Origin of the sequence: Bradyrhizobium sp. 172 (assembly GCF_023101065.1) — a bacterium.
Taxonomy (GTDB): domain Bacteria; phylum Pseudomonadota; class Alphaproteobacteria; order Rhizobiales; family Xanthobacteraceae; genus Bradyrhizobium; species Bradyrhizobium canariense_D.
Genome location: NZ_CP064701.1, coordinates 4704159 through 4728170, shown reverse-complemented (window position 1 = coordinate 4728170; position 24012 = coordinate 4704159). Strand labels below are relative to the sequence as shown.

At 64.0% G+C, this 24012-nt stretch carries 28 protein-coding genes and 2 pseudogenes; 23 read left to right on the top strand and 7 right to left on the bottom strand.

Features of this window, described 5'->3' with window-relative positions; translation table 11 throughout:
* Positions 1-17 precede the first annotated feature (17 nt).
* The 7 genes from IVB07_RS22990 to IVB07_RS22960 all read left to right on the top strand — a co-directional run bounded on the left by IVB07_RS22990 (position 18) and on the right by IVB07_RS22960 (position 6273).
* Positions 18-602, top strand: coding sequence for an amino acid synthesis family protein (locus tag IVB07_RS22990; RefSeq protein ID WP_085352760.1), 585 nt, complete (start codon positions 18-20; stop codon positions 600-602).
* A 24-nt stretch (positions 603-626) separates the two neighbouring features.
* Entirely contained in the window at positions 627-1829 is a 1203-nt protein-coding gene (locus tag IVB07_RS22985; RefSeq protein WP_018459318.1) for an ABC transporter substrate-binding protein, read from the top strand.
* 151 nt (positions 1830-1980) lie between these two features.
* Positions 1981-3870, top strand: a complete 1890-nt coding sequence (locus IVB07_RS22980) for an ABC transporter permease (RefSeq protein WP_085352762.1) — start codon at positions 1981-1983, stop codon at positions 3868-3870.
* Positions 3867-4658: an ABC transporter ATP-binding protein gene (locus IVB07_RS22975; protein WP_018459316.1), complete on the top strand. Its 792-nt coding sequence runs from the start codon at positions 3867-3869 to the stop codon at positions 4656-4658. Before IVB07_RS22980 ends, IVB07_RS22975 begins: the two co-directional genes overlap by 4 nt.
* Positions 4655-5359, top strand: a complete 705-nt coding sequence (locus IVB07_RS22970; RefSeq protein ID WP_018459315.1) for an ABC transporter ATP-binding protein — start codon at positions 4655-4657, stop codon at positions 5357-5359. Before IVB07_RS22975 ends, IVB07_RS22970 begins: the two co-directional genes overlap by 4 nt.
* A gap of 26 nt (positions 5360-5385) precedes the next feature.
* Positions 5386-5841, top strand: coding sequence for a MarR family transcriptional regulator (locus IVB07_RS22965; protein WP_007592445.1), 456 nt, complete (start codon positions 5386-5388; stop codon positions 5839-5841).
* 42 nt (positions 5842-5883) lie between these two features.
* Positions 5884-6273, top strand: coding sequence for a hypothetical protein (locus tag IVB07_RS22960; protein ID WP_018459313.1), 390 nt, complete (start codon positions 5884-5886; stop codon positions 6271-6273).
* 103 nt (positions 6274-6376) lie between these two features.
* On the opposite strand, the gene IVB07_RS22955 is transcribed toward IVB07_RS22960, so the two are convergent.
* The 3 genes from IVB07_RS22955 to IVB07_RS22945 all read right to left on the bottom strand — a co-directional run bounded on the left by IVB07_RS22955 (position 6377) and on the right by IVB07_RS22945 (position 8268).
* A complete protein-coding gene (locus IVB07_RS22955; RefSeq protein ID WP_245288531.1) occupies positions 6377-6802 on the bottom strand; it encodes a hypothetical protein in 426 nt (141 codons plus the stop codon).
* On the bottom strand, positions 6778-6963 hold the full coding sequence (locus IVB07_RS22950; protein WP_245288530.1) for a hypothetical protein: 186 nt from the start codon (positions 6961-6963) through the stop codon (positions 6778-6780). The genes IVB07_RS22955 and IVB07_RS22950 overlap by 25 nt, the downstream gene beginning before the upstream one ends.
* Before the next feature lie 108 nt (positions 6964-7071).
* A complete protein-coding gene (locus IVB07_RS22945; RefSeq protein ID WP_018459312.1) occupies positions 7072-8268 on the bottom strand; it encodes an amidohydrolase family protein in 1197 nt (398 codons plus the stop codon).
* 156 nt (positions 8269-8424) lie between these two features.
* Here IVB07_RS22945 and IVB07_RS22940 point away from each other — a divergent pair, with 156 nt between their 5' ends.
* The 8 genes from IVB07_RS22940 (at position 8425) to IVB07_RS22905 (ending at position 12334) form a co-directional block, all read left to right on the top strand.
* Positions 8425-9198, top strand: coding sequence for a ferredoxin--NADP reductase (locus IVB07_RS22940; protein ID WP_018459311.1), 774 nt, complete (start codon positions 8425-8427; stop codon positions 9196-9198).
* Positions 9199-9304: 106 nt separating this feature from the next.
* Positions 9305-9631, top strand: coding sequence for a hypothetical protein (locus tag IVB07_RS22935; RefSeq protein ID WP_247766690.1), 327 nt, complete (start codon positions 9305-9307; stop codon positions 9629-9631).
* Positions 9632-9741: 110 nt separating this feature from the next.
* Entirely contained in the window at positions 9742-11013 is a 1272-nt protein-coding gene (locus IVB07_RS22930) for a cytochrome P450 (protein WP_018459309.1), read from the top strand.
* Positions 11014-11150: 137 nt separating this feature from the next.
* Positions 11151-11333, top strand: a complete 183-nt coding sequence (locus tag IVB07_RS22925; RefSeq protein WP_018459308.1) for a hypothetical protein — start codon at positions 11151-11153, stop codon at positions 11331-11333.
* A 13-nt stretch (positions 11334-11346) separates the two neighbouring features.
* A complete protein-coding gene (locus tag IVB07_RS22920; RefSeq protein WP_018459307.1) occupies positions 11347-11547 on the top strand; it encodes a hypothetical protein in 201 nt (66 codons plus the stop codon).
* Between the two features lie 3 nt (positions 11548-11550).
* Positions 11551-11778 (top strand): hypothetical protein, encoded by a 228-nt coding sequence (locus IVB07_RS22915; RefSeq protein WP_018459306.1) that lies wholly within the window; start codon positions 11551-11553, stop codon positions 11776-11778.
* 15 nt (positions 11779-11793) lie between these two features.
* Complete coding sequence (locus tag IVB07_RS22910; RefSeq protein WP_018459305.1) at positions 11794-12057, top strand: hypothetical protein; 264 nt, start codon at positions 11794-11796, stop codon at positions 12055-12057.
* Positions 12058-12091: 34 nt separating this feature from the next.
* Entirely contained in the window at positions 12092-12334 is a 243-nt protein-coding gene (locus tag IVB07_RS22905) for a hypothetical protein (RefSeq protein WP_026233777.1), read from the top strand.
* Positions 12335-12372: 38 nt separating this feature from the next.
* Here the strand turns inward: IVB07_RS22905 and IVB07_RS22900 are convergent, their stop codons facing one another.
* Positions 12373-13623 carry a DUF763 domain-containing protein gene (locus IVB07_RS22900; protein ID WP_026233776.1) on the bottom strand — a complete coding sequence of 417 codons (1251 nt, stop codon included), beginning with the start codon at positions 13621-13623 and terminating at the stop codon, positions 12373-12375.
* 125 nt (positions 13624-13748) lie between these two features.
* Between IVB07_RS22900 and IVB07_RS22895 the strand changes: the two genes are divergently transcribed.
* Positions 13749-14897: a mechanosensitive ion channel domain-containing protein gene (locus IVB07_RS22895; protein WP_018459302.1), complete on the top strand. Its 1149-nt coding sequence runs from the start codon at positions 13749-13751 to the stop codon at positions 14895-14897.
* A gap of 87 nt (positions 14898-14984) precedes the next feature.
* Here the strand turns inward: IVB07_RS22895 and IVB07_RS22890 are convergent, their stop codons facing one another.
* Positions 14985-15962, bottom strand: coding sequence for a tripartite tricarboxylate transporter substrate binding protein (locus IVB07_RS22890; protein WP_247338100.1), 978 nt, complete (start codon positions 15960-15962; stop codon positions 14985-14987).
* Positions 15963-16067: 105 nt separating this feature from the next.
* Here IVB07_RS22890 and IVB07_RS22885 point away from each other — a divergent pair, with 105 nt between their 5' ends.
* From IVB07_RS22885 to IVB07_RS22855, 7 genes and pseudogenes are all read left to right on the top strand, one after another.
* The gene (locus tag IVB07_RS22885; RefSeq protein ID WP_018459300.1) at positions 16068-16775 is read left to right on the top strand and encodes a TetR family transcriptional regulator; all 708 of its coding nucleotides are present in this window, start codon (positions 16068-16070) and stop codon (positions 16773-16775) included.
* A gap of 29 nt (positions 16776-16804) precedes the next feature.
* The gene (locus IVB07_RS22880) at positions 16805-17689 is read left to right on the top strand and encodes an amidohydrolase family protein (RefSeq protein WP_018459299.1); all 885 of its coding nucleotides are present in this window, start codon (positions 16805-16807) and stop codon (positions 17687-17689) included.
* A pseudogene (gene dctA / locus IVB07_RS22875) lies at positions 17686-18986 on the top strand (C4-dicarboxylate transporter DctA). Before IVB07_RS22880 ends, dctA begins: the two are co-directional and overlap by 4 nt.
* 39 nt (positions 18987-19025) lie before the next feature.
* Positions 19026-19739, top strand: a complete 714-nt coding sequence (locus IVB07_RS22870; protein ID WP_018459297.1) for a PIG-L deacetylase family protein — start codon at positions 19026-19028, stop codon at positions 19737-19739.
* A pseudogene (locus tag IVB07_RS22865) lies at positions 19736-20411 on the top strand (4-carboxy-4-hydroxy-2-oxoadipate aldolase/oxaloacetate decarboxylase). Before IVB07_RS22870 ends, IVB07_RS22865 begins: the two are co-directional and overlap by 4 nt.
* Positions 20412-20432: 21 nt before the next feature.
* Positions 20433-21302: an ABC transporter substrate-binding protein gene (locus IVB07_RS22860; protein ID WP_018459295.1), complete on the top strand. Its 870-nt coding sequence runs from the start codon at positions 20433-20435 to the stop codon at positions 21300-21302.
* Positions 21302-22225, top strand: coding sequence for an NAD(P)-dependent oxidoreductase (locus IVB07_RS22855; RefSeq protein WP_018459294.1), 924 nt, complete (start codon positions 21302-21304; stop codon positions 22223-22225). Before IVB07_RS22860 ends, IVB07_RS22855 begins: the two co-directional genes overlap by 1 nt.
* Positions 22226-22237: 12 nt before the next feature.
* Here the strand turns inward: IVB07_RS22855 and IVB07_RS22850 are convergent, their stop codons facing one another.
* Together IVB07_RS22850 and IVB07_RS22845 are read right to left on the bottom strand one after the other, a co-directional pair.
* Positions 22238-22549, bottom strand: coding sequence for a hypothetical protein (locus tag IVB07_RS22850; protein WP_018459293.1), 312 nt, complete (start codon positions 22547-22549; stop codon positions 22238-22240).
* A gap of 213 nt (positions 22550-22762) precedes the next feature.
* A complete protein-coding gene (locus tag IVB07_RS22845; RefSeq protein WP_018459292.1) occupies positions 22763-24004 on the bottom strand; it encodes an amidohydrolase family protein in 1242 nt (413 codons plus the stop codon).
* Positions 24005-24012 lie beyond the last annotated feature (8 nt).

Here is a 24012-nt window from a genome sequence, read left to right as displayed (position 1 = left end):
GGTTTGAGGAAACAATCATGAGCGCGATCATCCGCAAGATCGTCACCGTCGTCGAAGAGACGCAGATGGAGATGGGCCGCCAGGTCTCACCGCCGACGCGGCGTGCGGCGGCGATCGCCGTGATCGAGAATCCGTTTGCTGGAAAGTATGTCGAGGATCTCTCGCCGCTGATCGCGATTGGCGAGGAGCTCGGCGAGCTGCTCTCGAAGCGCGCGGTGGCGGCGCTCGGCATCGACGGGTCCAAGGCGCAGAGCTATGGCAAGGCCGCGGCCGTCGGCGAGAATGGCGAGCTGGAGCATGCAGCCGCCATCCTTCACCCGAAAATGGGCGCGCCGGTGCGTAAAGTGCTGGGCAAAGGCGCTGCGCTGATCCCGTCGTCGAAGAAGCGCAGTGGACCCGGCACGACGCTGGACGTTCCGCTGGGCCACAAGGATGCAGCCTTCGTGCGCAGTCATTTCGATGGCATGGAAGTGCAGATCAACGACGCGCCGCGCGCCAACGAGATCATGGTCGCGGTCGCCGTCACCGACAGTGGCCGTCCTTTGCCGCGCGTCGGCGGGCTGACCGTTGCGGAGATCAAGGGCGAAGACGGACTGCGTTAATCTTTTCAGAAAGTGGAGGTTGGGATGCGAGCAAAGAACTATTTTGTCGGGGCGGCGTTCGCGCTGTTGGCAAGCGGCATGGCTCATTCGGCCCTTGCGCAGGACATCAAGATCGGCGAGATCAACAGCTACTCGCTGCTGCCGGCGTTCACTGAGCCCTATCGCAAGGGCTGGCAGCTCGCGGTCGAAGAGATCAATGCGGCCGGCGGCATCAACGGCAAGAAGCTCATCGTCGTCTCCAAGGACGATGGTGGCAAGCCGGCAGATGCGCAGACCGCGGCCAACGAGCTGGTGTCGAGCGAGGGCGTGGCGATGCTGACGGGTACGTTCCTGTCGAACATCGGTCTTGCGGTCAGCGACTTCGCCAACCAGAAGAAGGTGTTCTTTCTGGCGGCCGAGCCTCTGACGGACGCCATCACCTGGTCGAAAGGCAACAAGTACACGTTCCGACTGCGTCCTTCGAACTACATGCAGGCCGCGATGCTGGTGGAAGCGGCCAGCAAGCTGCCCGCAAAGCGCTGGGCGACGATCGCGCCGAACTATGAATACGGCCAGTCCGCGGTCGCGGTGTTCAAGAAGCTGATGTCGGAGAAGCGGCCCGACATCCAGTGGGTCGATGAGCAGTGGCCGCCGCAGGGCAAGATCGACGCCGGTCCGGTAGTGCAGGCGGTTGCCGCGGCCAATCCCGAAGCGATCCTCAACGTCACCTTCGGCGCCGATCTCGTCAAGCTCGTGCGCGAAGGCAACACCCGCGGCCTGTTCAAGGGACGCGAGGTCGTCTCCTTCCTCACCGGTGAGCCGGAATATCTCGATCCACTCAAGGAGGAGACACCCGAGGGTTGGATCGTCACCGGCTATCCCTGGTACTCGATCAAGACGCCCGAGCACGACGCGTTCCTGAAGGCCTATCAGGCCAAGTACAACGACTATCCGCGCCTCGGCTCGATCGTTGGCTACCAGACCATCAAGTCGGCGGCGGCGATCCTGGCGAAGGCCAATTCGACCGATCCGGAGAAGCTGATCACTGCGGCGGAAGGACTTTCGATGCCGTCGCCGCTGGGCGAGATCACCTTCCGCAAGATCGATCACCAGTCGACGCTCGGTGCCTATGTCGGCAAGACCGCGCTGAAGGACGGTAAGGGCGTGATGGTGGACTCGTCTTACAAGAAGGGCGCGGACTATCTACCAAGTGATGCCGAAGTCGAGAAGCTGCGTCCGAAGGATTGATCCAAAGTGAGACCGGGGCCTCGTGGTTCGAGACGCGCGGCGCAGCCGCGCTCCTCACCATGAGGGTCCCGACCTCATCCTGAGGAGGCGCGTAGCGCCGCCTCGAAGGATGAAGCCTAATATTGCGACTTACGCTTAAGCCGGACCGCAGATGGCCTTTTACGTCGTACAGTTTCTGACCGGTCTCGCCAGCGCAGCGTCGCTTTTCCTGGTGGCGTCGGGCCTGTCGATCATCTTTGGCGTGACGCGGATCGTGAATTTTGCGCATGGCGCCTTTTACATGATCGGCGCCTATGTCGCCTTCACGCTGACGGAGCGCCTGTCAGGTGCATTCGGCTTCTGGGGCGGCATCGTGGTGGCGGCGTTCGCGGTGGCGCTGATCGGCGTCATCGTCGAGATGGTGCTGCTCCGGCGCATCTATCACGCGCCCGAGCTGTTCCAGCTGCTTGCGACCTTCGGCCTGACCTTGATGGTCGAGGACCTCGTCGTCCTGATCTGGGGCCCAGACGATCTCGTGGGGCGCCGTGCGCCCGGCTTCAAGGGGGCGATCGACTTCTTCGGCCAGAACATTCCGAGCTATGATCTGTTTCTGATCGTGCTCGGACCGGTCGTGCTCGGCATTCTCTGGCTCTTGTTCCAGCGCACGCGCTGGGGCGTTCTGGTGCGCGCAGCGACGCAGGACCGCGACATGGTCGCGGCGCTGGGCGTCAATCAGAAATGGTTGTTCACGAGCGTGTTTGCGGTCGGCGTTTTCCTCGCCGCTCTCGGCGGTGCGCTCCAGATCCCACGCGATGCCGTGCATCATGCGATGGATTTGCGCATCATCGTCGAGGTCTTCGTCGTCGTGGTGATCGGAGGCCTCGGTAGCATCATCGGCGCTTTCGTCGCGGCTGTGCTGGTCTCCGAGCTCAACGCCTTCGGCATCCTGATCTTTCCAAAAATCTCTATCATCCTGGTCTTCCTGGTGATGGCGGTGGTGCTGATCGTGCGGCCCTGGGGCTTGTTCGGCAGGCCCGAGGCGCCGGCCCGCAAGACGCCCGGTCTCACCGTCAATCCCTGGCGACCGCTGACGTCGAATGAGCGGTTGGCTGCGTTTGCAGCGCTCGTCGTCGCGGCGACACTACCGCTGTTCGCCGGCAATTATGCACTGACCGTCGGCTCGGAGATCGCGATCTCGGTGATCTTCGCCGTCAGCCTGCACTTCCTGATGTCGGTCGGCGGGCTCGCGTCCTTTGGTCACGCCGCCTATTTCGGCCTCGGCGCTTACGGCGTCGCTTTCCTCGCCAAGATGGCCGGACTGCCGATGATCGTCTGCCTGTTGCTCGGTCCGCTGCTCGGCTGCATGGGCGCTGCCGTGTTCGGCTTCTTCGCGGTGCAGCTCTCCGGCGTCTATTTTGCGATGCTGACGCTCGCCTTCGCGCAGATCGTCTGGTCGATCGCGTTCCAGTGGGTGAGCGTCACCGGCGGCGACAACGGCATCCTGGGCGTCTGGCCCTCGAGCTGGGCGGCGAGCCCATCGCATTTCTATTGGCTGTCGCTCGGTGTTGCGGCGCTCGTGACGATCGCTTTGCGGGCCATGGTGTTCTCGCCGTTCGGCTATGCGCTGAGGGCGACGCGCGACTCGCTGCTGCGCAGCGAAGCGGTCGGCATCAACACCAAGCGTATCCAGTGGACCGCCTTCGTGATCGCGGGCACGACCGCGGGCATTGGCGGCGCGCTGTTCGCCTACCTCAAGGGCAGCGTCTTTCCGGACAATCTCGGCATCTCGCTCTCGGTCGACGCCCTTGTCATGGTGCTGCTCGGCGGCGTCGAGACGGTGTCGGGCGCGGTGATCGGCGCCATCGTCTACAAGGCCTTGAACATCTGGCTGGTCAGTCAGACCGACCTGTCAAAACTCGTGCTCGGCGGTTTCATCGTTCTGATCGTCGTCGTCTTCCCCAAGGGCATCGTCGGCATGCTGGAGATGCTAGCGCAGCGCCGCAGGAAGACGTCGCCGCCGGGGTCACCCTTGCTTGCCAAGCCGATCGAGTCCGCCGAATGAGCGTCGCGCCCCCACTTCTCGCGGTCGAAGGACTGACCAAATCCTATGGCGGCGTCCATGCCGTGCGCGGCGTCTCGTTCTCGCTGCGCGCCGGTGAAATCCTGGCGCTGATCGGACCGAACGGCGCGGGCAAGAGCACCTGTTTCGACATGCTCAATGGCCAGAACAAGCCTGATACCGGCCACGTCCGCCTGCTCGGCGAGGACACAACCGGCAGGAAGCCGCGCGAGATCTGGCGGATGGGCGTGGGTCGCACCTTCCAGATCACCGCGACCTTCGCGACCATGACGGTGCGCGAGAACGTGCAAGTCGCGCTGATCTCGCATGGCAAGCAATTGTACAATCTTTGGGGCTCGGCGCCGAACTTCGACCGCGGCGAAGCCGGGCGACTGCTCGAGCTGGTCGGCATGGGCGGTTACGCCGATCGCCCCTGCGGCGAGCTTGCCTATGGCGATCTCAAGCGGCTCGAGCTCGCCGTCGCGCTCGCCAACCAGCCAAAGCTGCTGCTGATGGACGAGCCGACCGCCGGCATGGCGCCGCGCGAGCGGGTCGATTTGATGCGGCTGACCGCGCAGATCGCCCGGGAAAAATCGATCGGCGTTCTCTTCACCGAGCACGACATGGACGTGGTGTTCGAGCACGCCGATCGCATCATCGTGCTCAACCGCGGCACGCTGATCGCCGAGGGCTCGCCCGCCCAGGTCCGCGGCAATCCACAAGTGCAGGCGGTCTACCTCGGCGAGGGCCTCCTTTACGAGGCCGGGCATCGCGAGGGAGCATCGGCATGAAGCTCACAGTACAGGATCTCAACAGTCATTACGGCCCGGCGCATATCCTGTTCGACATCGGGTTCGAGGTCGGCCAGGGGGAAGTCGTGGCGTTGCTCGGCCGCAATGGCGCCGGCAAGTCGACGACGTTCCGCTCGATCGTCGGGCTCGTCGCGCAGCGGTCGGGGCGGATCATGTTCGAAGGCAAGGATGTATCGGCACGTCCCACGCATGAGATCGTGCGGGATGGGCTTGGTTACGTGCCGGAGGAGCGGCGTATCTTCACCGATTTGACGGTGGAAGAGAATCTCGAGGTCGGCCGCCAGCCGAAGCGCCCGAACGCGCCGCACTGGACTCGCGACAAGCTGTTTTCGCTGTTCCCTAACCTCGGCGAGATGAAAAATCGCCCGGGCGGCCGCATGAGCGGCGGCGAGCAGCAGATGCTCACCATCGCGCGCACGCTGATGGGCAATCCATCGCTGGTGCTGCTGGATGAGCCCTCGGAAGGCCTGTCGCCGAAAATCGTGGAGCAGATGGTCGAGGCCATCCTGACCATGAAGAAGGAGGGCGTCAGCATCGTCGTCTCCGAGCAGAATCTGCATTTTGCGCGGCTGATCTCCGATCGCGCCTATATCATCGAGCGCGGCCGCATCTGCTTCGGCGGCACCATGGCCGAGCTCGACGCGCGTCCGGATATCCGCGACGCGCATCTGTCGTTGTGAAGGCAAAGGGCAAGGGCATCGAGCGGATGGCGAGAAGCGTCGCGGCGAAGAAAAGCGTCAAACCGGCAAAGCCGCCTTATGTGCTCGACGAGCAGGTCGGCTTCATCCTTCGCCAGGTCTGGCAGCGCCACAGCGCGATCTTCTCTCGCGAGATCGGCACCAACATTACGCCGACGCAATGGGCGGCGCTGTCGAAGCTCGCCGAGGCCGGGCCATGCTCGCAGAACCAGCTCGGGCGCCTGACGGCGATGGACGTGGCGACCATCAAGGGCGTGATCGATCGGTTGACGGCGCGCGGCCTCACCGAGACCAGCCAGGATCCGGAGGATGGACGGCGGCTTCTGGTCAGCCTGACGCGCGCGGGCCAGCAATTGGCGGAAAAGGTCGCGCCGAATGCGCTTGCGATCACACGAGAGACGCTGGCGCCGCTCGAGGCAAAGGAGCGCGAGATGCTGATGGCGCTGTTGAACAAGCTGCGGTGAGGCGCGACTAACCTCGGTGAAGGTCTTGTCGAGGTTTTTGACATGAGAGCGGCGACCCGGTTTGCTATGGCTCTGAGCATGAGTGTGATGCTGGCGGGCCAGTCTGCTCCCGCCCTGGCGGCGCAAGCCTATGAGGGGTTCTGGGCGTCAACCAAAAAGGATTGCCGCGACGAGGACAGCGCCAACCGCATGAGCATCGAGGGCGGCAACCGTCTCTATTGGTACGAGACCCGGTGCCGCGCCAGCGAGATCACTGCCGACGGGAAGCTCGCCTGGAAAATGAAGCTCGCCTGCGAAGGCGAGGGCGAGAAGTATCGCTCCAGTCCCCGGGTTTCCATTGCCGCGGATGGCAAGCTGGTGATGGACAACAGCCCGGTCGGGCCGGGCAAGCGACAGACCTATGTGCGTTGTGAGATAGCGAAACCGCGGTGATCCCGCTACGTCTTCCCCGGCCATTTTGCGCGATAGCGGATTTCGCTGCCGTCGGCGAGCCGTCGCCACGACCCGAACTCCGGTGTGTGCGGAGCCGAGGCCGTCAATCCGATCGGGTAGACTCGGCTGGGCTGTCCCTGGATGTGACGGCGAGTTGCCGGTGCGAGGTTCGGAACGCCAGTTCGACTTCGCCTGCGATGACGGGCTGATCGCCGTCACTATGGAAGCCAGCTGCGTTCAATTCGCCCGGCATGGTGTTGAGGTCCGTCTGCAATTCGATGGTGATATCTTGCGGTGATTTCGGCACGGTTGCGCCGGCCGGAAGGCGAACCTCGAAGACGAGCAGAGGAGTGGCGCCGTTTCGGTTGAGCCAGGGCGTGGCCGTCATGTACGCGACGCCCAGGTAGGTGGCGGCGGCGGCCACGCAAAGCAGGACCACGACACCAAGCGATTTCAGGCTGTTGCGCGCGAGACCGCTATTGCCTGCATCCGTGCCGGAACGCGTCACCAGCCAGCTGGCAAGCACCACGCCAGCCCTCCGATGGGTGAGTAGACGAACAGTGCCAACAGGCCAGACGTGATCGGGTCCGCCCGGTTGCCCAGATCGAGCACTGAAAACAGCACAAAGGTCGCGACATAACCTCCGACCGCACCGGCAACACCGGCGGCAATCCGCGACGAATTCTTCATGTCTCCCTCGGCGTTCCAGCAATGAACTGCCTGCGTTAGACGCAGCAGGCCGACGACTTGTTCAATGCTGTCAAGGGAGCACGGGAGCGGCGAGCCGCTCCGGCTGCGTCACTTCGCCACCACCTCGGGCACCCTGCCGGCCGGCGGGGTGTTGCGGCTGCGCTGGGTGCGCACGATACCGTCAATGATGGTCATGCCGATGCCGGGGAGGTCGCCGAGTTGGACGCTGTCCAAAATGTTCTTGCCGGCCGAGTGCTGCGCCTTGTCCATGATGACGAAATCGGCCGAGCGGCCCACTTCGATCAGGCCGCAATCCAATTCGCGCATCCGCGCCGTGTTGCCGGTGGCCAGGCAAAACGCGACCTCGGCCGGGAGGTCGCCAAGCGAGGACAGCATCGACACCATGCGGAGAATGCCGAGCGGCTGCACGCCGGAGCCGGCCGGCGCATCGGTGCCGAGGATGACGCGGTGCAGATCGCCCATTTCGCGCGCAATGCGCAACGTGAACAGCGCCGAGCGCTCGTTGCCATTGTGAACGAGCTCGAGGCCGCGCTTGCAGCCCTCGCAGATGCAGCGGATCTGGTCGTCGGGAAGCGCGGTGTGACCGCCATTGATGTGGCCAACCACGTCGGTGTCTGCCTCAAGCACCACATCCTTGTCGATCAATCCGGAGCCGGGGATCGAAGGACCGCCGGTGTGGATCGTGCTCTGGATGCCATATTTGCGAGCCCAGCCGACCATTTTTCGCGCCGTGGGGCCGTCCTTGACGCCGCCCAGGCCGACTTCGCCGAGCAGCTTGACGCCGGCTGCGGCCAACTCCTTGAAGTCCTCCTCCACCATCTCGCACTCGATCACAGGCGCGCCGGCGTGAACCTTCACGCCGCCAGGCCGCAGATTCCAGAATGCACGCTGCGCGAAGATGGCCATCGCCTTCAACCCCACGACGTCGCGCGGGCGGCCGGGCATATGCACCTCGCCGGCGGAAATCATCGTGGTGACGCCGCCATGCAAATTGCTGTCGATCCAGCCGATCTGGTTCTGGCGCGGCGTCCAGTCGCCCGCAACAGGATGGACATGGCTGTCGATCAGGCCGGGCGCCACCGTGGTGCCGTTGGCCTCGACGATGGTGGTCGCGCCTTCGGTGTTGAGGTCCTTGAAGCGGCCGATCGCGGTGATCTTGCCGTTCTCGGCGACGATGGTGTCGCCGTCCAGGATCGGCTTTTCCAGCGCGCCGGACAGGATCAGGCCGATATTGCGGATCACGAGCTTCGAGGGTCCGGTGGCCTGGGGTGCGTCATGCGCCATGGAATGGGTCCTTGTCCTTAACTGCAACGCTTCCGATCTTGGGCAGCCTTGACCGCGGGATCAAGCCGGATTATTCATTAGTACACAAATGATCGTATACAAACGACGCATAGCTGCCGCCTTGAAAACCGCCACGACGCGCCACGGAAGGGTGAGATGAGCAATTTCAATCAGGAAGCCGTTTTGAGCGTCCACCACTGGACCGACACGCTGTTCTCCTTCAAGACCACCCGCAGCCCGACCTTCCGCTTCCGCAACGGCGAATTCACCATGATCGGGCTCAAGGTCGGCGAGAAGCCGCTGCTGCGGGCCTACAGCGTCGCCAGCGCCAATTACGAGGACACGCTGGAGTTCTTCTCGATCAAGGTCGCGGACGGCCCGCTCACCTCACGGCTCCAGCATCTAAAGGAAGGCGACGAGATCATCGTCAGCCGCAAGGCCACCGGCACGCTGGTGATCGACAATCTGGAGGACGGCCGCAACCTCTACCTCATCGGCACCGGTACGGGTCTTGCGCCGTTCCTGAGCGTGATCAAGGACCCCGAAACCTACGAGCGGTTCGAGAAGGTCGTGCTGCTGCACGGTTGCCGACACGTGAAGGAGCTCGCCTATGGCGAGATGATCACCGAGACGCTGCCCAAGGACGAGCTGATCGGCGAGTACATCCGCAACCAGCTGATCTACTATCCGACCGTGACGCGCGATCCCTTCCGCAATCGCGGGCGCATCACCGATCTCATCACGTCGGGCAAGCTGTTTTCCGACATCGGCCTGCCGGCACTGGAAGCGGCCCACGATCGCGTCATGATCTGCGGCAGCCCGGCGCTGGTGGCGGATACCCGCGTGCTCCTCGGCGAGCGGGGTCTTGTCGAGGGCAATCACGGCGAGCCGGCCCAATTCGTGGTCGAAAAGGCCTTCGCCGAGCGCTGAGCCCGGAACCCCCGCGCAAGAAGACCGTATTTTCGCCGCCGCGCGCCCGTTGCGGCGTCGATTCGGCACGCGATACACTGTGGGAACGAATCAGCGGAGTTCCCACATGGTTGCGGACAGCGACAGCAATATCGCTTGGCACCGGGTTCAGTTGAAGAAGAACCGCGCCGAGTTGAAGGCGCTCGAAACCGCGCGCTTCACGATGGGCGAGATCGCGTCTTCGAAGCGGAAAGGCCAGACCCAGAAGGCGCTCGGGGAACTCAAGCGCAAGATCGTGCAATCCGAGCGCGTGATCGCCGATCACGACAAGCGCACGCGCCGTCCGCTCACCACCGACCTGCGAAGCCTCAGCAACGGCAGCTGGAGCAATTGGGACGCCTACACCAACCAGCAGCAGCGCAAGATCGGCCCGCGTTCGCCGGGGCGGGGGTAGACTCGACTCTCACGCCTGCACCGAAGCCGAAGCGGAGGTTCCGGGTTCCCTTGCGCGGGCGGCGTCGTGCACCATCTTGGTGAGACCCCGTCAACCGCTTCGGTGATCACATGGCACCACGCCTCGATTTCACCAGCGAGGCCTTCTTTCGCGATCTGCCCAAGGCGATCGCAACGTTGCGCATGTCCGGTCCTGTGGTCGCGGCGCGATTTCCTCTCGTCGGCGATGTTTGGATCACCACGACCCATGAGGCCACCGCGCAGGTCCTGAAGGACGGCACCGATTTCACGCTGCGCAAGGAGGATGGGGACGTCGCGGGTTTACGCTGGTGGATGCCGAACTACGTCAGAACCATCGCCAACAACATGCTGACAATGGACGAGCCTGACCACACAAGGCTGCGCAGCATTGTTGACGAGGCCTTCCGCCGCCGCGCGATCGTCGCGATGGAGCCGCGCATCCGCGCCATCGCGGACGGGCTCGCCGACGAGCTGTTCCTGGCAGGAAGCCCGGCCGATCTCGTCCAGCGCTATGCGCGCATCCTGCCGCTCGCGGTGATCTCCGAGCTGCTCGGATTGCCATTGGCCGATCGCCCCCGCTTCATCGCCTGGGCCAATACGATGTCCTCACTTACGAACGTCGCCAGCTTCTTCCGCATGCTGTTCGCGTTCCGCAAGATGCGAGCCTACCTCGAACGGCAGCTGCAGATTGCCCGCGTGCGGGGCGGCGAAGGCCTGATCGCGGAGCTGGTTCAGGTCGAGCGCGAGGGCGGCCAGATCACGCCGGACGAAATGGTGTCGATGGTGTTCCTACTGCTCGCGGCGGGCTCCGAGACCACCACGCATCTCATCAGCGGTTCTGTCTACGAGCTCCTCAGAAATCCCGGCGTCCGCGACTGGCTGGCACAGGACTGGAGCCGCGTCGGGCTTGCGGTGGAGGAATTCCTGCGCTTCGTGTCGCCGGTGCAGTTCTCCAAGCCCCGCTATGTGAGGCGGGATATCGAGCTCGCGGGCGTGCGTCTCAAGAAGGGCGATCGCGTCATGGTGATGCTCGCCGCCGCGAACATGGACCCGGCGATGCATGAGCGCCCCGAGAGCCTCGATCCCGCGCGCAAGCCGAACCGTCACATGTCCTTCGGAACGGGCATCCATTTCTGCCTCGGCCATCAACTCGCGCGCATCGAGGCAGCGTGTGCCCTGGAAGCGTTGTTTGTGCGATGGCCGCGGCTTGGCTTTGCTGTGGACGTGTCTCAGATCCACTGGCGCAAGCGACCGGGCATGCGAGCGATCGCGAACCTCCCTGTCGTGCCCGACGGCCACGCAGCACAGGCGACAGCATCAGCTGGATCGATGTTGGTTCGTTCCCAGCCAGTGGCCTGCTGAGACTTACACCTTGCGGAAAATTTCTCTGCACTCGTCGGTAGGAACGGCATGCCGTTGCTCTAGTTGTTTTTGCGACATCGAAAGCCGCGACGAGTTCCTCCGGTCGATGTCGCAGATCAACAACAGGAGACAGCATCATGACCGGCAAGATGCCACCTGTTCCCGCCGAGAATCAAAGTCCGAAGGGAACCGGCGACAGCAAGCAAGTGTCCTCGACTGCCCCGCGCGGCCAGCAGCGTGCGCAAAATCCGGACCAGCAAGGGCAGCAGGGCAACATCAAGCAGAACACCACCAACCAAGGCTATCAGCAAGATCGCTGAGGAGCGGACCCTCATGTCGACATCCACCAAGACACCGAACAGCAACCGTCAGGGCGGACCAGGCGCATCGCATGAGAATGCGAAGGCACCGCTCGAAGTGAAGAAGCCCGCGGCGGACGACCCGCAGCGCAACCACAGCCGCGTCTCCGGCGGAGGTGGCGAGCACGATTCACACCACAGGCATGACGAGGCCGGAAAAGGCGGAGGCAGGTGAGGCATGACCAACAAGCAACCCAAACTCTACGCACCGACGGAAAAGGATATGCAAAATAACCCCATGATCGGCGGATCGAAGGGCGCAACGATGGCCGGTATCTCGCCTGAGGACCTCGAGGACGCCTTGGGCGAGAACACGATCGAAGGCGACGTCGAGAACGACGTGAACGCCGCTGGCGGCATCGACAAGGACATCGCACGCAGTGGCACGCACCGAAGAGGCCGATAGCTCCGGAGGACGAGCATGCAAGGCAAGAAGACCCACGAGCAACAGGTTCGCATCCTCGAGCGCAAGCCGGATGTTCCAGACGCGCGAGAGCTTGAGCGCGCCCTCGGCCACAATCCGGAGAATACGGCCGTTCACCGGGCGCGACCTGAGGCGCGACAGAGTGAATTCCCGGTGAGCCGAGGCGGCCTCAACCAGGAAAGCGATCACAACAAGCACAATGATTCCGGCCAAAGCGGACACAAGCCGCCGAAACCGACGCCGGCACAGCAGAAGCATTGAGCTGCACGGGCGATCAAAGCAAGAGGAGAAAAAGATGCCAGGTGGTCGTGGCAGCAAGACGCATTTCAGATCGGGCATGCATGGCAAGGGCGACGGCAGCGGCGCCATGACGGACGTGCCCAAGGAGAAGATCGGCGACAACATGGTGCTGTCAAACCGCGACAAGGCGCAGCACTCGGACATTCGCGGCATGGACGGCAAGGCGATCCAGACCGAACAATATCAGGACCACTCGGCCAACCGGCTCGACGAGGAGCCGGGCACCGACGAGACCTGAGAGCGGCGTTCCTTCCCGCTGAACTCGCGGACCGGCTTTCAGCCGGTCTGCTTTTTTGTCGACCCGAGATCACGCTCCCAGCCGAACACGGAACGGCCGTCGAGATCGGGCGAGGCCGCACGCTCTCCGGCGATATAGGATTCGACGGATGGCCCATGCGCGGTGCGCTCCAGCCGCCGCGCCTGGTCGTCGAGGCGCTTGATGGCTTGCATCTCTTCCTCGCGCCCGAGCTTTGCGTTCTGAATCGCCCCCTTCAGCACGCGAATGGTTTCGTCATAGACCTTGAGTGGAACAGGGTAGGGATGCCGGTCCTTGCCGCCGTGGGCAAGCGAGAAGCGCGCGGGATCGTTGAAGCGGTAGGGCGCGCCGTGCACGACTTCGGCGACCATCGCCAGCGAACGAACGGTGCGAGCGCCAACGCCGGGAGTCAGCAGCAGCTCCGGAAAGTCGACCGGGCCGCGCTCGGCCGCAGCAGCGAGTGTGCCGTGCAGGCGGCGCGCAAACACGTCCTTCGGCCGCACGTCGTGATGCCCGGGCATGATCAGGTGCGGCAGCGTCGCCTGTGCGGGCGCGGGCGCAGTTCCGGTGAGCCGCTCGAATTCGGAAAGGATACGATCCGGGCCGAGATCGCTCAGAAGCTCGAGCTGCGCGGTGCGCGAGATCTCGGCGCGATGGTCGGTGAGGTTGACGATCTCGCCTTGCCGCGGCCCGTCGATCGCGCTGTGCGGTGCGTCGACAAAACTCTTCAGCGCCTCGGAATGCCAGTGATAGCGGCGGGCCTGCCGCTTGTCGCCGTTCATGCCTTGCTGCACCACGGTCCATTTGGCGTCGGCGGTGACGAAGAAGCCGTGCAGGTAAAGGTCAAAGCCGTCCTGGACCGCGGCGCTGTCAACCTTCGCCACGAGGCGACTCGCACGCGTGAGCTTTGCGCCGTCGAAGCCGATTCGGTCGCCGAGCTGCATCAGCTCGTCCGGGGTCTTGCGCGAGTGCTGGCCACGCCCGCCGCAGACGTAGATTCCGAGCTCGTCCTGGAGCGGTCCCAGCCCGCGCTTCAGCGCGCCAATCACCGACGTCGTGATGCCGGAGGAGTGCCAATCCATCCCCATGACGGCGCCGAACGACTGGAACCAGAACGGGTGCGAGAGCCGCTGGAGGAATGCATCGCGTCCGTAGTGATGCACGATCGCCTGTGTGACGATCGCGCCGAGCGACGACATGCGGGTCGCCAGCCAGGGTGGAACCCGGCCGGTGTGAAGGGGAAGATCGGCGCTGCCGGTCCGTCGAGTCATGATTGACCACAAATAGCGCAGTTCGGCGATGATTGCACCAGAGGGATGCTGCATTGCACCGAGCGGGGGAGCGAACGACGCTGCAACGCGTTGAACGCAAGCGCGGATGCAATGCGGGGACATTAATGGATTGGCAGACCCTTTTGGCCGACATCGACAGGATGTTCGGGTGGATCCCGTCGTGGTTCGTCGGCCTCACTCTAGTCTTGGGCGCGATCCTGATCGCCCTGTCGATCTATCGCCTTTCGGTTTGGCTGTTCAACCGCGCCTTCGGAACCCGCCTCCCGCTCGTGAGCGTGTTCATCGCCCGCACCGCGGGCCCAACTCAGCTGGCCCTCAGTCTTGCCGCCGTAGCGTTGGTGCTGCCGCTCGCGCCGCTGGACGACGCCTTCCGCACGCCGCTGACGCGCCTGTTCGTCGTCGCCTTCATTGCGCTGATCGGCTGGATCTCGATCCGGATCGTGGATATGAGCGCGGCACGGTATCTCCAGAACTTTCGCGACGTCACCGAGAATTTTGTCGCGCGCAAGCACGTCACCCAGGTCCGCGTCTTCAAGCGCGTCACCGATATCATCATCGTCATCATCACGGTGTCGACCGCGCTGATGACATTCGACTCGGTCAGGCAATACGGCGTCAGCCTGTTCGCCTCCGCCGGTGCCGCCGGTATCATCGTTGGTCTTGCCGCCCGGCCGCTGCTGAGCAATTTGATCGCGGGCATGCAGATCGCAATCACCCAGCCGATCCGCATCGAGGATGCCGTCATCATCGAGAACGAGTGGGGCTGGGTCGAGGACATCGCCGCGACCTATGTGGTGATCCGGCTGTGGGACTGGCGCCGCATGGTGGTGCCGCTGTCTTATTTCATCGAAAAGCCATTCCAGAACTGGACCCGCGACACTGCGTCCCTGATCGGCGTGATTGCGTTTCATGTCGATTATCGTGCCGACGTGCCGCGGATCCGGCGCTGGCTGGAAGAAGCAGTGAAGGAGTCCAAGCTCTGGGACGGCGAGGTGGTCAATCTCCAGGTCGTTGACGCGGATGCTCGCACCATCGAGCTCCGCGCCCTCGTCAGCGCCAGGAACGCGCCGCAGTCCTGGGACCTGCGCTGCGAGATGAGGGAGAAGCTCATCGCCTTCATCCGGGACGAGATGCCGGAAGCGCTGCCGCGCGAGCGCGCGATCCTGATCCCGTCGGGAGGAGGCGACGATGACGCCGATTTCGTGCGGCGTCCCGCGCCGCCGGAGAAGATGCGGGCGAGCGCACGCAATTGACCTACTTGCGCGTCGGCCTTCGTGGCGCCGCACAAGCCTGCCTGGCGCTGGATCGTGTCCAGCGCGCTGGTCCTCATGCGAAGCACCTCACTGCGCGCGGATGTCGGCGGCCTTCAGCACCGGCTCCCATTTGGTCGCCTCGGCATGCATGTAGGCGCCGAAATCCCTCGACGATGAGCCGACCGGGGCCGCGCCGATCTTGCCGAGCGTCGACAGTACGTTTGGGTCCTGCAGCGCCGCCTTCAGATCGCTTTCGAGCTTCGTGACGATCTCCGGCGGCATTTTTGCGGGACCAAGAACGCCCCACCAGACGGAGACGTCGTAACCCGGCACGCCCGACTCGGCGACGGTCGGAACATTGGGCAGCGCCTTGGAGCGTTCGGCCGAGGTCACCGCGAGCGCGCGCACCGCGCCGCCTTCGATCTGGCTGATGGCTTCCGCAAGTGGATTGATGCTGAGCGGAATGTCGCCGGCGATCACGGCGGTCAGCGCGGGGGCGCCGCCCTTGTAGGGGATCGCGACGATCTTGGTGCCGGACATGTATTTCAACAGCTCACCCGCGAGGTGCGCCGAGGTGCCGTTGCCGGACATGCCGTAGCAGAGCTTATCCGGCTCCTTTTTCGCCGCGATGAGGAGATCACTGAGCGTCTTATAGGGGCTGTCCTTGGCCACGACGATCGCGAGCGGGGAGGAGGCGACTTCGCTGATCGCGGTGAAATCCTTGAACGTGTCGTAGGGCACCCTCGGATAGATGAACTGGTTGAGTGGATGGCCGCTCGCGACGAGGATCAGCGTGTAGCCGTCGGGCGCGGCCTGCGTCAGCGCTTGGGACGCGACGATTCCGCCGGCGCCGGGACGATTGTCGATCACCGGCTGCTGGCCCCAAGTCCCGGCCAGCGCCTGAGCCAAGGTGCGCGCGAGCACGTCGACGGCGCCGCCGGCCGCATAAGGCACCAGGATGTGGACCGGCTTGCTCGGATATTTGTCGGCCTGTGCGGCGGTCCCCGCGAGCAGCAGACCGGCGCCCACCATCAGACCGCTGATGGTCTTGTTGAAACCCAGCATTTCCCAGCACTCCTTTGCACCCAGCGGCGGTCTCTCGGCCTTTCCGGGTGTCATCCATGGTTTTTGTTGACGAGACCTGATCTTTTGTACGATAGTACAAATCACATGATCCGCAACCCCGCCAGCAAGGAAACGGCCCGCAAGCCGAACATGCGCGAGGCGATCCTCGCCGCGGCCGAGGAGCTGTTCGCCACCAACGGCTTCAACGCCGTGTCGGTGCGCGATATCGCACAGGCCGCCGGCGCCAATCCCGGCAGCGTCACCTATCATTTCAAGACCAAGGACGGCCTGCTGCTGGAGATCTACCGGCGCCATTGCGGGCCAATGAATTTGCGCCGTTCCGAGCTGCTCGCGGCCGCCAAGCGCGTGCGCGATCTCCAGGATCGGCTCGAAGCGGTGGTGCGGGCCTATGTCGTGCCGGCCTTCACCTCGGGCAGTGATCTTGCCGGGGGCGGGGCGCGGTTCACGCGGCTGCGCGCGGTGATGTCCGCGGAGGGCAATGAAGTCGCGCGAAAGATCATCGCACAGACTTTTGACGACACCGGCCACGCCTTCATCGATGCTGTTCACGAAAGCCTGCCGCACGTTCCGCGCACCGATATCGTCTGGCGCAGCCACTTCCTGCTTGGCGCACTCTATTATTCGCTGGTGACGCCGGATCGCGTCTCGCGCCTGTCGCGCGGCGAGGCCGACGGCAGCGATGCCGCAAGTGCCATCGAGCAATTGGTGCAAGCCACCGTGGCCGCGTTCCAGGCGCCGGCGCTGGATCAGGCGCCAGCACGGCGACGGCCGGTCGTCAGCAGCAAGACTTGAAGACACGATCTGGTTCGGCGGTTTATCTGATGGCAATGATGTACACGCCGACCATTCCGCCGCCCGATCCGGACACGCGCACGCCGAAGTTCAGACTGCCGAACCTGTCTTGCGATGCGCATTGCCACATCTTCGGGCCCGGCGCGAAATACCCTTACGCGCCGGAGCGTTCCTACACGCCGCCGGATGCGCCGCTCGAGGATTTCCGCGCGCTGCATGCCAAGCTCGGCGTTGGACGTGCCGTCATCGTCAATGCGAGTGTGCATGGCACCGACAACACGGTGGCGCTTGACGCCATCGCGCAGAGCAACGGGGCCTATCGCGCGGTTGCCAATATCGACGACACCATCACCGAGCGCGAGCTTCGCGTGCTGCATGAGGGCGGCTTCCGCGGCTGCCGCTTCAATTTCGTCCGCCATCTCGGCGGGGTCCCGGACAAGCAGGTGTTCGACCGCATCGTCGCGCTGGTCGCACCGCTCGGCTGGCATATTGATCTGCATTTCGATGCGATCGACCTGCCTGAACATGCCGACACGCTGATAAGGCTGCCGCTGAGCTACACCATCGACCATATGGGACGGGTGAAGGCGTCCGAAGGGCTCGACCAGCTGCCGTTCAAGATCCTGGTCGAGCTGATGCAGCGCGACGAGAAATGCTGGGTCAAGATCTGCGGCTCGGAGCGGGTGTCATCGGCCGGTCCGCCGTTCACCGACGCCGTGCCGTTCGCGCGAAAAATTGTCGAGACGGCGCCCGACCGCGTCATCTGGGGCACCGATTGGCCGCATCCCAATGTCAAGGCGATGCCGAACGACGGCGATCTCGTCGACCTAATCCCGCTGTTCGCGCCGGAGCCGGAGTATCAGCAGAAGATCCTCGTCGATAATCCAGCGCGGCTGTTCGAGTTCGGCCAATGACGGCGCTAGCGATCGACAAGCCGCGCGGCCGCGCCTGGTGGAAGGAGCTCTGGATCCAGGTGCTCATCGCCATGGCGGCCGGAATCGCGCTTGGGATCGTCAATCCCGAGGGGGGCGCCAGGATGCAGCCGCTTGGCGACGCCTTCATCAAGGCGATCCGGATGCTGATCGCGCCGATCATCTTCTGCACGGTCGTCAATGGCATCGCGCATATGGCCGATATGGCCCGTGTCGGGCGCGTCGCCGTCAAGGCGATCGTCTATTTCGAGATCATGACCACGATCGCGCTGATCATCGGTCTCATTGCGGTGAACTTGCTCAAGCCCGGCGTCGGCATGAACATCGATCCCGCCAGCATCAATGCCAGCGCGATCGAGCCCTATGTCAAGCAGTCGGGCGTGATCGGCTTTGTGCCGTTCCTGATAAACATTGTGCCCGCGACGTTCGTCGGCGCCTTTGCCGAGGGCAACATCCTCCAGGTGCTCTTCATCGCCGTACTGTGCGGATTTGCGCTGGTGCAGCTCGGCGAGCGCGCCGCGCCGCTGGTCCATCTCATCGACATCGCCGCCAAGATGGTATTCACCATCGTCGGATTCGTGATGTGGGCTGCGCCGATCGGCGCCTTCGGCGCCATCGCCTTCACGGTCGGCAAGTTCGGCGTCGGCTCGCTGGCCTCGCTGGGCAAGCTCCTCGGCGGCTTTTATCTCACCTGCGTGATCTTCATCATCGTGGCGCTCGGCCCGGTCGCGCGTCTGTGTGGCTTCTCGCTGCTCAAGCTGATCCGCTACATCTGGGAAGAGCTCTTGATCTGCATCGCCACGACATCGTCCGAGACGGTGCTGCCGCGGATGCTAACCAAGCTGGAGCAGGCCGGCTGCGAGCGCAGCGTCGTTGGGCTGGTGATCCCGACCGGCTATTCCTTCAATCTCGACGGCACCTGCCTCTACCTTGCCGCCGCCTCGGTGTTCCTGGCACAGGCGACAACACGCCGTTTGGGCTCGCCGAGCAGATCGAGCTGCTTCTGATCCTGCTCGTGACCTCCAAGGGCGCGGCGGGAATCGCGGGCGCCGCCTTCGTCGTGCTGGCGGCAACGTTGTCCGCCACCGGCAGCATTCCGGTGACGAGCGTGGCGCTCGTGCTCGGCATCCACCGCCTGATGTCGCAGGGGCTGACGCCAACTAATCTGATCGGGAACGCGGTCGCGACGATCGCGATTGCCAAATGGGAAGGCGCACTCGATGCCGACCGCCTGAGGCGCGTGCTCGACGGCGAGGAATCCGCTGTCGCGACTCGATGAACCGATGACGTTGACGAACGATAGAGGGGAGTTTGTCCCATGAAAACAGGTCTCGTGATCACGGCCCATCCGGGCGATTTCGTCTGGCGCGCCGGCGGCGCCATCGCGCTGCATGCGAAGAAGGGCTACCGCATGAAGATCGTCTGCTTGTCTTTCGGCGAGCGCGGCGAGAGCCAGTTCGCCTGGAAGGAGAAGGGTGCGACGCTGGAATCGGTCAAGGCCGGCCGCAAGGACGAGGCGGAGCGGGCGGCCAAGCTGCTCGGCGCCGAGATCGAGTTCTTCGATTGCGGCGACTATCCGCTGAAGCTCGCCGAGGCCCATTTCGACCGCATGGTCGACATCTACCGCGAGCTCAATCCGCGCTTCGTGCTGACGCACGCGCTGGAGGATCCCTATAATTTCGACCATCCGAACGCGGCGCATTTCGCGCAGGAAACCCGCGTGGTCGCGCAGGCGATGGGCCACAAGCCCGGCGCGCAGTACAAATATTCGGCCCCGCCGGTGTTTTTGTTCGAGCCGCACCAGCCGGAGCAATGCAACTACAAGCCGGACCTGCTCCTCAAGATCGACGAGGTCTGGAAGGAGAAGTACGAGGCGTTCCAGATCCTCGCCGCGCAGAAGCACCTGTGGGGATATTACGAGCGCGTCGCGCTCAACCGCGGCATCCAGGGCAGCCGCAACACCGGCGTGTCCATGACCTATGGCGAGGCCTATCAGCGGCTGTTTCCGACGGTTGCGGAGGAGCTGGCATGAAGCCGGTCGTCGTTCGCAACATCAAGCGTGCCGATCCCGCTGGGATGGCGGAGTACGGCGTCTCGACCGTGCACGAGGCCTATGATCGGCTCGGACTGATGAAGCCGTATCTGCGGCCGGTCTGGGCCGGCGCGGCGATCGCCGGCCCCGCCGTCACCGTGCTGGCGCAGCCCGGCGACAACTGGATGATTCATGTCGCGGTCGAGCAGTGCACGAAGGGCGACATCCTCGTCGTGGGCTGCACCACCGACAACACCGACGGCATGTTCGGCGAGCTGCTCGCAACCTCGCTGCAGGCGCGCGGCGTGCAGGGATTGATCATCGATGCCGGCTGCCGCGACATCAGGGCACTGCACGAGATGAACTTTCCGGTGTGGTCGCGCGCGGTCTCGGCCAAGGGCACGGTGAAGGCGACGCTCGGCTCGGTCAATGTCCCCGTGGTCTGCGCCGGCGTCAACGTCGATCCCGGCGACATCATCGTGGCCGATGACGACGGCGTCGTGGCGGTGCCGAAGCGCTACGCGGCCGAGGTCGCCGAGAAGGCGAGGCGCGGACGAAGGCGGCAAACGCAAGCGGCTGGCTTCGGGCGAGCTGGGCCTCGACATGTACAGCATGCGCGAGGCCTTGGCGAAGGCCGGGCTCGTCTATGTCGACAATCCCGAGGACGTCTAAAACAATCAGCGGAGTGGGCCGATGGATCGTCTCAAGCTGAAGGCCGTGCTCGGCAGTCACCCCCATGTCCAGGCGGTGAAGAGCGGCGAGCTCCGCTCCAACCGCTTCGACCTCGACTTCATCGAATACACGCCGACCAACACTGCGTTCAAACCGATGGTGCGCGAGCAAGCGTTCGACGTCTGCGAGATGGCGATCGTCACCTATCTGATGGCAAAGGCGCAAGGCAAGCCCTTGGTGCTGCTGCCTGCCACAATGCTCGGCCGCTTCCAGCATTCCTACGCGCTCTATAGTCCTGCGCAGGGAACCCTCGGGCCGTCCGATCTCGAAGGCAAGCGCGTCGGCATCCGTTCGTTCACGACTACGACCGGCGCCTGGATCAGGGGCATCCTCGCCAACGACTACGGCGTCAACCTCGACAAGATCCGCTGGGTCACGTTCGAAGACCCGCATGTCGCCGAATATGTCGACACCACCGAGCGCGCGCCGAAGCACAAGAAGATACTTCAGATGCTGCTCGACGGCGAGCTCGACGTCGTCCTTGGTGAGGCCTCGAACGATCCCAAGCTGAGGCCGCTGTTCCCCGATCCGGCCGCGGAAGCCGCCATATGGTACGCGCGCCGCGGCGTCGTGCCGGTCAACCATCTCGTGGTCGTGACCGAGCAGCTAGCGAAATCGCGTCCTGACGTAGTTTCGGGCATTTATGATCTCCTCAAGCAAAATAAGGCGCAGGCGGGGCCTGCGGCAACGCCGGACCTGGTTCCGTTCGGAATCGAAGCGAACAGAAGGTCGCTGGAGTTGATCGTCGACTACGCGTTCCAGCAGGCGCTGATCCCGCGCCGCTATGCGGTTGAGGACCTGTTCGACGCAACAACGCGAGGACTGAACTGATGGCGGGCGATCCCAAGCGATGGCAGGTCGGGCTGGTCGGTTATGGCGAGGTCGGCAGGATTCTGGCCGAGGATTTGCGCCAGCAGGACATCAAGGTCACAGCCTTTGACATCAAGCTCGCGGGCGAGCAGGGTGGTTCGCTGCACGAGCATGCTGAAAAATTCGGTGTGGGGCGCGCAGCCTCGCACGCCGAGCTGACCGCCAAGTCCGATTTCATCATCTCCGCGGTCACCGCGAGCCAGGCCGTGCCGGTGGCAAAGGCCTGCGCGGCCGCGATCAATCAGGGCACCTGGTTCCTGGATTTCAATTCGGCGTCTCCCGCCGCCAAGCAGCGCGCTGCCGCGCTGATTGATGGCGCCGCCGGACGTTATGTCGAGGGCGCGGTTATGACGTCGGTGCCGCCTTATCGCATCAAGGTGCCGCTGCTGCTCGGCGGTCCCGGGGCCAGGGAGCTGGAGCCGCTTTTGAACGCGATGGGTTTTGCGGCCAGGGTTGCGAGCGACAAGCTCGGTGTTTCATCGGCGGTGAAGATGTGTCGCAGCATCATGATCAAGGGGCTGGAGGCCATGGTCATCGAAAGCTTCACCACCGCGCGCGCCCATGGCGTCGAGGATGCGGTGCTGGCTTCACTGGCGGAAACCTTTCCCACGATCGATTGGGAGAAGCAGGGTGCTTATTGCTTCCAGCGTGTGATCGAGCATGGCCGCCGCCGCGCCGAGGAAGTACGCGAGGTCGCCGAGACCGTGCGTGAAGCCGGGCTGACGCCGTGGTCCGCGCAGGGCACCGCCGAGCGGCAGGCCTGGGTGGCGGACCTCGCCGACGAGGGCCTGTTCGGAACGAAGGGTACCAAGGAGTTCGCCCGCAACGCTGACTGGCGCACCGAGGCGGACCGAATCCTGGCGAAGATCAATCGCGAGAAATAGGGCGGCTCTTGCTCAGGATTTTACGGTGCAACAGCCCGTGAGCTCGTCGCGGACGTGTTCGATCAACGCCATCAGGTCTTCGGACTTCCGGGCCAGCCGATCGTTCGCGACTTGGGTCCGGTATTCCGCGCGGATCACCCGAATGCACTTGTCGGCGGTGTCGAGCGTCAGGAGCATGCGCGTCAAGTCATCTTGGGTCCGGATGCTCGCCAGATCGAGGTTTGACAGGACATGCCCGATGCCGTCGAGCCGTATTATAGCGGCATCGCCGGGCGTTCTCGCTCGAATGGCGCGATGGTCGATGCTGCTGAATGCGCTGAACATGTCGATGCTTCCCCGTTGAATGCAGACTTCAGTGCAGGTTCTGCTTTGAACGGCACCGCGGGACTGGCAATACGCTCAGCTATCGGCAATCAGCGCGGATCGACTATCCGGTATTCTACCGGATTCGGAATATGAGAGCGATCGACGGTAACATCTAACGGAAATAACGCGGCAATTCGCCCCGCTTCAATGCAGATATGCGTCCAGAGCGGCTCAGGAGCCGGGGCGGAACACAGTGGGCCGTTGCCGCGCAAAAGTCTGCCGGCCGCTCTTGAAGCCCATTACGACATCCGGCAGCTCGGCGACGGCGAAGCGGCTGTCTTGCGTATCGAGCACGATGAGATCGGCGGGGTTTCCGACCTTGATGCCGTAATCCCCAAGGTTCATCAGCCGCGCCGGCAGCTCGGTCACGAGATCAAGGCAGGTATCGAAGTCGTTCACCGAGGCATGCGCGACGTTGGCGTAGAAATTCGCCATTCGCAGCAGTGAGGCATCGCCGAACGGCGTGAAGGGATTGAGCACGTTGTTGGTCGCGATCGAGCACAGCACGCCGTCGGCGGCGAGCTTGTGGGCGAGCGTCAGCCCGCGTGGCGCGTTGTGGGTCGCTTCCCGCCCCATCAGGTACAGATCGGTTGCCGGCAGCACGGTGACGGCAACGCCAGCCTTGGCCAGCTGCGCGGTGGCGGCCCTCAGCCGCTCCGGTGGCAGTGCGGAGAGTTTCGTGGCGTGGCCGATTGCCACGCGCCCCCCATAGTTGCGCCGCTCGGTCTGCCGGCAGACCTCGTCGAGGTGCCACCAGGAGGGATCGAGATCGAAATCGAGATGGAGATCGACGTCCAGGTCGAACGCCTCGGCGAGGTCGAAGATGCGTGCGAGATGGGCGTTCGGGTCGGTGTCCGTGTAGGGGCAGCCGCCGATCACCTCCCCACCATCGCGCAGCGCCTGGATCAGAAGCTCCTCGCTGCCGGGATCGTTGGTGAGGCCTTCCTGCGGAAAGACACAGAGCGACAGGTCGATCGCCCAGGCATAGTCACGCTTCAGCGCCTTCACCGCCTCGAAGCCGCGCAATCCGATGCGGGGATCGATCTCGACGTGGGTTCGCATGCGCGTGGTGCCGTGGACGATGGCACGTTCGAGTACCCGGGCGCCGCGCGCGTAGACGTCCTCGACCGAGAAACCCTTCTTCATCTCGGAGAGGGCGCGGATCGCTTCGGAGACGCTGCCGTGATCATGCCCGCAGCGGCCGAGCAGGCAGGCCTTGTCGAGATGGATGTGGCTGTCGACGAAGCCGGGCAGGGCGAGGCGTCCGCCGACATCGACTTCGGCGGCCTCGCAAGCGAGCGTCGGTTCGATGGCGGTGATCCGGCCGCGCGTGACGCCGATGTCCATCGGGTCGGCGGCACCACGCAGCAAGGCGTTGCGAAAGATGAGGTCAAAGGCGGATTGGGCGGTCATGGCTCTTG